This window comes from Nocardia sp. NPDC055050 (assembly GCF_053608345.1).
This window is the reverse complement of sequence record NZ_JBSGVG010000081.1, coordinates 1-8,516: the sequence shown is the minus strand read 5'-3', so window position 1 is coordinate 8,516 and position 8,516 is coordinate 1. Positions and strand designations below refer to the sequence as shown.

General features: G+C 69.0%; 6 protein-coding genes and 1 rRNA gene. All 7 read left to right on the top strand.

Features of this window, described 5'->3' with window-relative positions; translation table 11 throughout:
• The first annotated feature begins 197 nt into the window (after positions 1-197).
• Positions 198-314 (top strand): 5S ribosomal RNA (gene rrf / locus ACWGCN_RS35525).
• 1,598 nt (positions 315-1,912) lie between these two features.
• Positions 1,913-3,040 carry a hypothetical protein gene (locus ACWGCN_RS35520; RefSeq protein ID WP_452460353.1) on the top strand — a complete coding sequence of 376 codons (1,128 nt, stop codon included), beginning with the start codon at positions 1,913-1,915 and terminating at the stop codon, positions 3,038-3,040.
• A 412-nt stretch (positions 3,041-3,452) separates the two neighbouring features.
• Positions 3,453-4,346, top strand: coding sequence for an HAD-IIA family hydrolase (locus tag ACWGCN_RS35515; RefSeq protein WP_452460352.1), 894 nt, complete (start codon positions 3,453-3,455; stop codon positions 4,344-4,346).
• A gap of 13 nt (positions 4,347-4,359) precedes the next feature.
• Positions 4,360-4,644 (top strand): hypothetical protein, encoded by a 285-nt coding sequence (locus tag ACWGCN_RS35510; protein ID WP_387449421.1) that lies wholly within the window; start codon positions 4,360-4,362, stop codon positions 4,642-4,644.
• Position 4,645: 1 nt separating this feature from the next.
• The gene (locus tag ACWGCN_RS35505) at positions 4,646-5,467 is read left to right on the top strand and encodes a TlyA family RNA methyltransferase (RefSeq protein ID WP_378997043.1); all 822 of its coding nucleotides are present in this window, start codon (positions 4,646-4,648) and stop codon (positions 5,465-5,467) included.
• The gene (locus ACWGCN_RS35500) at positions 5,464-6,393 is read left to right on the top strand and encodes an NAD kinase (protein ID WP_378630063.1); all 930 of its coding nucleotides are present in this window, start codon (positions 5,464-5,466) and stop codon (positions 6,391-6,393) included. The genes ACWGCN_RS35505 and ACWGCN_RS35500 overlap by 4 nt, the downstream gene beginning before the upstream one ends.
• Positions 6,393-8,162 carry a DNA repair protein RecN gene (recN, locus tag ACWGCN_RS35495; RefSeq protein ID WP_452460351.1) on the top strand — a complete coding sequence of 590 codons (1,770 nt, stop codon included), beginning with the start codon at positions 6,393-6,395 and terminating at the stop codon, positions 8,160-8,162. The genes ACWGCN_RS35500 and recN overlap by 1 nt, the downstream gene beginning before the upstream one ends.
• Positions 8,163-8,516 lie beyond the last annotated feature (354 nt).

Below are 8,516 nucleotides of genomic sequence, written 5' to 3'. Positions count from 1 at the left end.
ATTGGAAGCCAGGTAACTGGTGTAGGTGACTGGTACTAATAGGCCGAGGGCTTACTACGAAGGTGTTACGCGTCCACTGTGCGGTTTCTGAAACAGCACACAGATCATGGAGACAACGATCGGTTGGTCCGTGCTTTCCCGTGAGGGAGGGTGTGGGTTTTCTGGTTGTGGCTCTCTGTGTGACAGTTTCATAGAGTTACGGTAGTTATAGCGGTGGGGAAACGCCCGGTCCCATTCCGAACCCGGAAGCTAAGGCCACCTGCGCCGATGGTACTGCACTCGACAGGGTGTGGGAGAGTAGGACACTGCCGGAACATCCTTCGCGATAGGGGACCCTTATTTGGGTCCCCTATCGGCGTTTGTGGACTCGATACGAGTTCGGTACGCCAGGCGGACGATGCCCCGTCCTTCGTCCGTGGTTGAATTCTTAGTGGCGGGGTCATTGACAACACTCCCCGCAGGTCGGGGAACCTAGAGAGGGATCGCCGTGTCGGAACACAACGACGGACGGAAGCCTTTCCGCCGGGACGGAGACGCCCCCGGTTTCGGCCGGCGAGGCGAACCGACCGATCGCCCCCGCGGCGGACACGGTGACAATCGCGGCTCCGGCCGTGGCGAAGGCGGCGGATTCCGCCGCGACGACGCAGGCCGAGGCAGCAGCGCAGGTCGTGGTGGCTCCGACCGTGGCAGCTCCGACCGGGGTGGATTCCGTCGCAACGACGACAATCGCGGCTCCGGTCGTCCCGAAGGCCAGCGCGGTGGCTACAACCGCGACGACCGCGGCGGCAGCTCCGACCGTGGTGGATTCAAGCGCAGCGACAGTGGCGACCGCGGTGGCTACCAGCGCCGTGACGACGCCGGTCGCAGCGGCTCCAGCGACCGTGGTGGCTACCGGGGCAACGACGACCGCCCCCGCGGTGGTTCGGATCGCGGCGGCTCCGCTGATCGCGGTGGCTACCAGCGCCGCGACGACAGCGCGAAGGGCGGCTACCCGAAGCGCGACGACGCGAGTCGTGGTGGTTACCAGCGTCGTGATGACAACGATCGCGGCGGCTACCAGAAGCGTGACGACAACGATCGCGGCGGATTCAAGCGCAGCGACAGCGGTGACCGCGGTGGCTACCAGCGCCGTGACGACGCCGGTCGCGGTGGCTCCGGTGACCGGGGTGGTTTCAAGCGTCATGAAGGCGGAAGTGACCGTCCCGCAGGTGGTTTCGACCGCGGCGGCGACCGTGGCGGGTACCGCGGCAACAATGACGATCGCCCCCGCGGCGGTTCGGGTGGCGGCTTCCGTCGTAACGAAGGCGACGACCGTTCGCGTGGCAGCTCCGATCGTGGCAGTGACCGTGGCGGCAGCTCCGATCGTGGTGGCTTCCGTCGCAGCGAAGGCGGCAGCGACCGTCCGGGTGGTGGCTTCCGTCGTAACGACAGCGATGACCGTTCGCGTGGTGGTTCCGATCGCGGCGGCTACCAGAAGCGTGACGACAAGGGTGGTTACCCGCGTCGTGACGACAGCGGCAAGGGCGGCTACCAGCGGCGCGACGACAACGATCGTGGGCCGAGGCGCGACGACGACCGCGGTCGCGGCGGCTTCAAGCGTGACGCGCGCTCTGGTGGCAGCCAGGGCAAGTTCGTCGGCGAGGACGGCAAGCCGCTCGACGGCACCTACCGCGAGAAGCGACGTGAGCGCGACAGTGACGTGCTCGGCGTTGTCTCGGCATCGGCTGCCTCCGATATCGACGAGTCGATCACCGAAGACGACAGCACGGCCTCGGCCGGTGCGTCGGTCGGCACCTCCGCGACGGCGAGCGACAAGCCCGCAACCGACGAGTCGACAGCGTCCACTGAGCAGTCCGAAGACAACGCAAGCTCGGCCACGGCGTGGGTAGCCGAGACCGACGACAAGGCGACCATCGACACCGGTGAAGGTGACCGCCCTCGTGACGCCGACGGCGTCGAGTCCGAGAGCGGCAGCGCGCGGGTCGGTTCGGATCTCGACAGCCGTTCCGATGCCACCGATCGCGGCTCGGACAGTGGCGACCTGAACGACGTCGCCACTGACGATTCCGGCCTCGACGAGAGCCCCCGCGGCTTCGATCGTGACAGTGTTGCCCGAGGTGAGTCGGATCGCGACGACCGTTCTAGCGGTTCGGATCGTGACGATCGGGCCGGCGGTGACGCCGACCGTGGCGAGCGGCGTGGATTCGCGGATCGCGGTGCCCGTTCGGACCGTGACGACCGTGCGCGCAGTGGCTCGGCGTCCGGTGGTGCGTCGCGGTCGGGTGACTTCGGCGATGACCGCCGTCGCGGCGGTGAAGGCGCTCGTACAACGGGTGGGCGGCCGGACGATCGCCGTGCGGCGCGTCCCGAAGAGCCCGATCTGCCCGAGGATGTGCAGGCCTCCGATCTGGATCCGGCCGTGCGCCGTGACCTGCTGAGCCTGGACAAGAACAACGCCGATTCGGTGGCCCGGCACATGGTGATGGCCGTCGAGCTGCTCGAGGACGACCCGCGCCTGGCGCTGGCACACGCTCGGGCCGCGCGGCAGCGTGCGGGCCGCATCGCGGTGGTGCGGGAGACCGCCGGTGTGGTGGCCTACCACGCCGAGGAATGGGCAGAGGCGCTCTCGGAGCTGCGGACCGCACGACGCATGTCCGGTGGCGCCGGGCTGCTCGCGGTGATGGCGGACTGCGAGCGCGGTCTCGGCAGGCCGGAACGCGCCATCGAGCTCGGTCGCAGCGAGGAAGCACAGACGCTCACCGGTGACGAAGCCGCCGAGCTGCGGATCGTTGTGGCAGGCGCCCGGATGGATCTGGGTCAGTTCGACCAGGCTGTCGTGACGCTGCAAGCCTGCGATCTGGACCCGTCGCGCACGGGCTCCGCCGCCGCGCGCCTGTTCTACGCCTACGCCGACGCGCTGGTGGCGGCCGGCCGCACCGATGACGGCCTGCAGTGGTTCCTCAACGCCGCTGCCGCCGACCTCGACGACGAAACCGACGCCGAGGAGCGGGCAACCGAACTCACCGGCGACGCACAGTAGAACCACAAGGCCGTAGGCCGGGAACGCATCCAGGTTTCCCGGCCTGCGGCCTTTTCGCATGTCATCAGAGGTTGATGTCGGCCGGCAACGCCGGATCGGGTGTGGCACAGAGGTACTCGGTCGGCTCGAGCGGTGGACCGGCCTCCTGCGCTGCGGGCAATCGAGCACGCTGTGTGAGCGGGGATCTACTTCGGCCGGCAACCGGCCTGGTTTCCCTGTTGCGTCGGTGCGCGCCCGCGACGCGCTGGGCGAGACGTCCGCAACTGGGGACATCGCGCACGAACATGTGGCACATGCTCGATCATGAAGGGTGCGAGCGCTATTCGGCAGCCGAGGGGAACCGAAGCTGTCGGTGCCTTCGCCTAGGGTCGCAGATGTGTCCGACCCGGCAGAGACGACGAAGTGAGGGTGGATGGACCGGCTACGCGATCGATACGAGGCATTGCTGCTCGACCTGGACGGAACGCTGTACCGCGGACCCGATGTCATCGAAGGGGCGCCCAAAGCGCTTGTACCGGATGGTGATTCGGCACAGCGTCTCGTCTACGTCACCAACAACGCCGCGCGTGGTCCCGGTGCCGTGGCGCATCACCTGGACGATCTCGGCTACCCGGCGACCGCGGGCGATGTGGTGACCAGTGCGCAGGCCGCCGCCCGCATGTTGTCCGAACGGCTGAGCCCCGGCGACAGGGTGCTCGTCGTCGGAACCGACGATCTGGCCGCCGAGGTGAAAGCCGTCGGCCTCGAGCCCATCCGCCGATTCGGCGAGACCCCACCAGCGGCGGTCGTCCAAGGCCACTCGCCGGCAACCGCATGGCCCGACCTCGCCGAAGCCGCCTACGCCTTGCGCGCGGGCGCGCTGTGGATCGCCGCCAATACCGACCGCACCTTGCCCAACGAGCGCGGCCTCGCCCCCGGCAACGGCTCGATGGTCGCGGCTCTGGCGACCGCCTCCGATCGTGAGCCCCTCGTAGCGGGCAAGCCCTACGCGCCGCTGATGGAAGACGCGATCGAGCGAGCGGGCACCCGCCGCGCCCTGGTCGTCGGCGACCGGCTCGACACCGATATCGAGGGCGCCAACGGCCTGGGTCTGGACTCGCTGCTGGTGCTGACCGGAGTCAGCACGCTCGAGGAGGTGATCGGCGCGCCCGCCGCCCGGATTCCCACCTATATCGCCGCCGGCCTCGACGCCCTCAACGACGCCACCGTGGTTGAGGCCGCCGCACCGGCGGACATCGCGGAACTGTTGCGACAGTATCCCGGCCGGGCGGTACGGGTGCGCGCGGCCGATTCGGAAATCCGATAGCGTTGACGCCACGATGAGTACTGCGAGTTCACCGCCGAACGGCGCGTCACAGCCACCCCGGCCCGGGATTCCCGTGCCGGGCGCTCACCTGCCCGGCGCAGCGGCGCAGCAGGAACCCGCCGATCCGCACCGGATCAAGACCGAGGTCGACGCACTACTCGCCGAACTCGGTCCGCGTCCTGTCGCGGGCCCGGCGGAGAACACCGAGGCCGGTGCCGATATCACCCGCCGTGCGCGCATCCTCGAACAGGCGCACGACGTACTGGTGGACGCGCTGGCGACAGTGGACAAGATCTGAGGTGGCCAGACGAGCGCGGGTGGACGCCGAACTGGTTCGCCGCGGGTTGGCGCGATCGCGAGAACACGCGGTCGAGCTGATCAGCGCGGGCCGCGTCCTGATTGCCGGAACCGTTGCCGTGAAACCGGCGACGGCCGTGGAGACGGGAACCCCACTGATCGTGCGGGAAGAGCCCGACGAGGTGTCGTGGGCCTCGCGGGGCGCGCACAAACTGCTCGGCGCGCTCGAGGCCTTCGAACCCGAGGGGCTCGGCCTCGCGGGTAAGCGGTGCCTGGACGCGGGTGCGTCGACCGGTGGGTTCACCGATGTGCTGCTGAACAAGGGCGCGCGCGAGGTGGTCGCGGTCGACGTGGGCTACGGCCAGCTGATCTGGCGGCTGCAGAACGACGACCGGGTCCGAGTGTTCGACCGCACCAACGTGCGCAACATCACTCCCGAATCCATCGGTGGCACAGTCGAAGTCGTTGTCGGTGACCTGTCCTTCATCTCGCTCGGGCTCGTCCTCCCTGCACTGGCGGCCTGCGCGGCCGACGGCGCCGATCTGCTGCCGATGGTGAAGCCGCAGTTCGAGGTCGGCAAAGACCGGGTCGGTTCGGGCGGTGTGGTGCGTGATCCGGCGCTGCGAACCGAAGTGGTGTGTGATGTGGCGAGCGCCGCCGCCGCGCTCGGGCTGCGCACCCTGGGTGTGGTCGCCAGCCCGCTGCCCGGTCCGTCGGGCAATGTCGAGTACTTCCTGTGGTTGCGCAAGGTCGGCCCGTTCGACTACGACGCCGAACAGGTGCGGGCGCTGGTCGCGCAGGCTGTCGAGGAGGGTCCGCAGTGAGTACGCATGCCGGCGGCAGGGAGATCCTGCTCGTCGCCCATCCCGGTCGCGCGGAGATCATCGAGACCGCGCACCGGGTGGCGAAGATCTTCGCCGAAGCGGGTATCTGCCTGCGGGTGCTGGCCGACGAGGCCGACAGCACCCGGTTCGAAGACGAAGCCGGATATCCGGTGCGGGTGGTGCCGCACAGCCCGTCCGCGGCCCAGGGCTGTGAGATGGTGCTCGCCCTCGGTGGCGACGGCACGTTCTTGCGCGCGGCCGAACTCGGCAGGCCCGCGGGTGTGCCCGTGCTGGGAATCAACCTGGGCCGCATCGGTTTTCTCACCGAAGCCGAGGCCGAGAACCTCGACGAGGCGCTCTCGCAGGTGGTCGATCGCGACTACCAGGTGGAAAACCGGATGACTATCGACGTCACGGTGCGCGTGGACGACACGATCGTCGAACGCGGCTGGGCGCTCAACGAGGCCAGCCTCGAGAACGCCCAGCGGATGGGCGTGCTGGAAGTGGTGCTCGAAGTGGACGGGCGGCCGGTCTCGGCGTTCGGCTGCGACGGCATCCTCATCTCCACGCCCACCGGGTCCACCGCCTACGCGTTCTCGGCGGGTGGACCGGTGGTGTGGCCCGAACTGGAGGCGATGCTGGTGATCCCGAGCAACGCGCACGCGTTGTTCGCGCGGCCACTGGTGACCAGCCCGGAGTCGCTGATCGCGGTGGAGACCGTGGCAACCGGACACGACGCGATCGTTTTCCTCGACGGCAGGCGCACTCTCGCGTTGCCGCGTGGCGGCCGCGCCGAAGTGGTGCGCGGCGAACGTCCGGTGCGCTGGGTGCGGCTCGATTCGGCGCCCTTCGCCGACCGGATGGTGCGTAAGTTCCAACTGCCGGTCACCGGCTGGCGGGGCAGACAGCGAACGGAAGAGCACTGATGCTGACGGAGATCAGGATTGACGGACTCGGTGTCATCTCGACGGCCACCGCGCAGTTCCATGCCGGTCTGACCGTGCTCACCGGCGAGACCGGTGCGGGCAAGACCATGGTGGTCACCAGCCTGCACCTGCTCAGCGGTGCACGCGCCGACGCGGGACGGGTACGCCTGGGCGCGGCGAAGGCCGTGGTGGAGGGTCGTTTCGTCGTCGACGACGTGAACGACGCGGCTCGCACGGCGGTCGGGGAGGTGCTGGAATCGGCGGGTGCCGAGGCCGACGAGGACGGCAGCGTGATCGCGGTCCGCACGGTCAACAGCGACGGACGCTCGCGCGCGCATCTCGGTGGTCGCGGGGTGCCCGCCGCGGTGCTCGGTGAGTTCACCTCCCGGCTGCTGACCGTGCACGGCCAGAACGATCAATTGCGGTTGCAGCGGCCGGAGCAGCAGCTGTCGGCACTGGACCAGTTCGCCGGCGACGGCGTCGCCGGTCTGCTGCGCAAATTCCAGGTGCATCGTCGGTCCTGGCTGGACGCGCGGACCGAACTGCTCGAACGCACCGCGCGCAGTCGGGAACTGGCGCTGGAAGCCGACCGGCTCAAGCATTCGCTCACCGAGATCGACGGCATCGCGCCCGAACCCGGAGAGGACACCCGCCTGGTCGCCGAGATCCGCAGACTCAGCGACCTCGATTCCCTGCGCGAGGCGGGTGTCGCCGCGCACGAGTCACTCTCGGGCCCGACCGACGCACCGGCCGACGGTGGCGGTGTGCTCGATCTGCTCGGTGGCGCCCGCGCCCGCCTGGATTCCGCCGACGACCCGGCCCTGGCCGCGCTGGCTCCACGGCTCGGCGAGGCGATCGCGGTGGTGGTCGACGTGACCACCGAGCTCAGCAGCTATCTGTCGGAATTGCCGTCTGATCCCAGCGCACTGGACACGATGCTCAACCGTCAGGCCGAGCTCAAGTCGCTGACCCGCAAATACGCACCCGACATCGACGGGGTGATCGCGTGGGCCGACGAGTCGCGCTCGCGCCTGGACTCGCTCGATGTGTCCGAGGATGCGCTGGCCAAGCTGGCCGGTGAGGTGGAGACGGCCGCGGGCAAAGTGCGCGAGGCGGCACGCAAACTCAGTGCCGCGCGCGCCAAGTCGGCGGGCAAGCTGGCGAGCGCGGTGAGCACCGAACTCAGTGGGCTGGCGATGGGGAAGGCGCGCTTGGAAGTCCAGGTCCGCCCGCTGCAGGCCAGTGCCCAGGATTCCGCGCCGTTGGAGATCGACGGTGCGCTGTTGCACGCCGGTTCGAACGGCTGTGACGAAGTGGAGTTCCGGCTCTCGGCGCATTCGGGAGCCCAGTCGCTGCCGCTCAGCAAGAGTGCGTCCGGCGGCGAGCTCTCGCGAGTGATGCTGGCCCTGGAAGTGGTGCTCGCCGGATCCGATCACGGCGCGACCATGGTGTTCGACGAGGTCGACGCAGGTGTCGGCGGCCGGGCCGCAGTGGAGATCGGCAAGCGCCTGGCGCGCCTGGCCCGCACCCATCAGGTCATCGTCGTGACCCACCTGCCCCAGGTGGCGGCTTTCGCCGACACCCACCTGGTGGTGAACAAGACCGACGACGGAAAAGGCAAGGTGGACAGTGGCGTTCGCGCGCTGACCGACGAAGAACGAGTGGTGGAACTGGCCCGTATGCTCGCAGGCCTCGACGACACGGAGACCGGCCGCGCCCACGCGGAAGAACTCCTCGAAACCGCCCGAGCCGAGCGCTTACCCGCCTGAAGCGAGCACTGCCCCAAAACGGTCGGTCACCACACCCGAAGCCGACCGACCGCACTTTCAACCACCCCGCACACCCCGCCCGTCCCCGTCTTCAACATCCCACCCAACCCAGCCACCGCACTCCCGACCTCTAGGGAGGGACGGCCACGAAGTGGCCGGTCCGCGGCCGGCCCGCCGGTCAGGCGCCGGGGCGTAGGCCCTCGTTGGCCGCGTTGAGGTCGACGAGCCATCGCGTCGGGTCGGGCTGACCGGGCGAGAAGGGGGTGTCCGGGGCGGCCGTGAGCAGGCTGTCCGGCACGGGCAGCGCATACTCGCCCTGCTTCCACCGTTCCTCCATGCTCGCGCCTGCGGAGA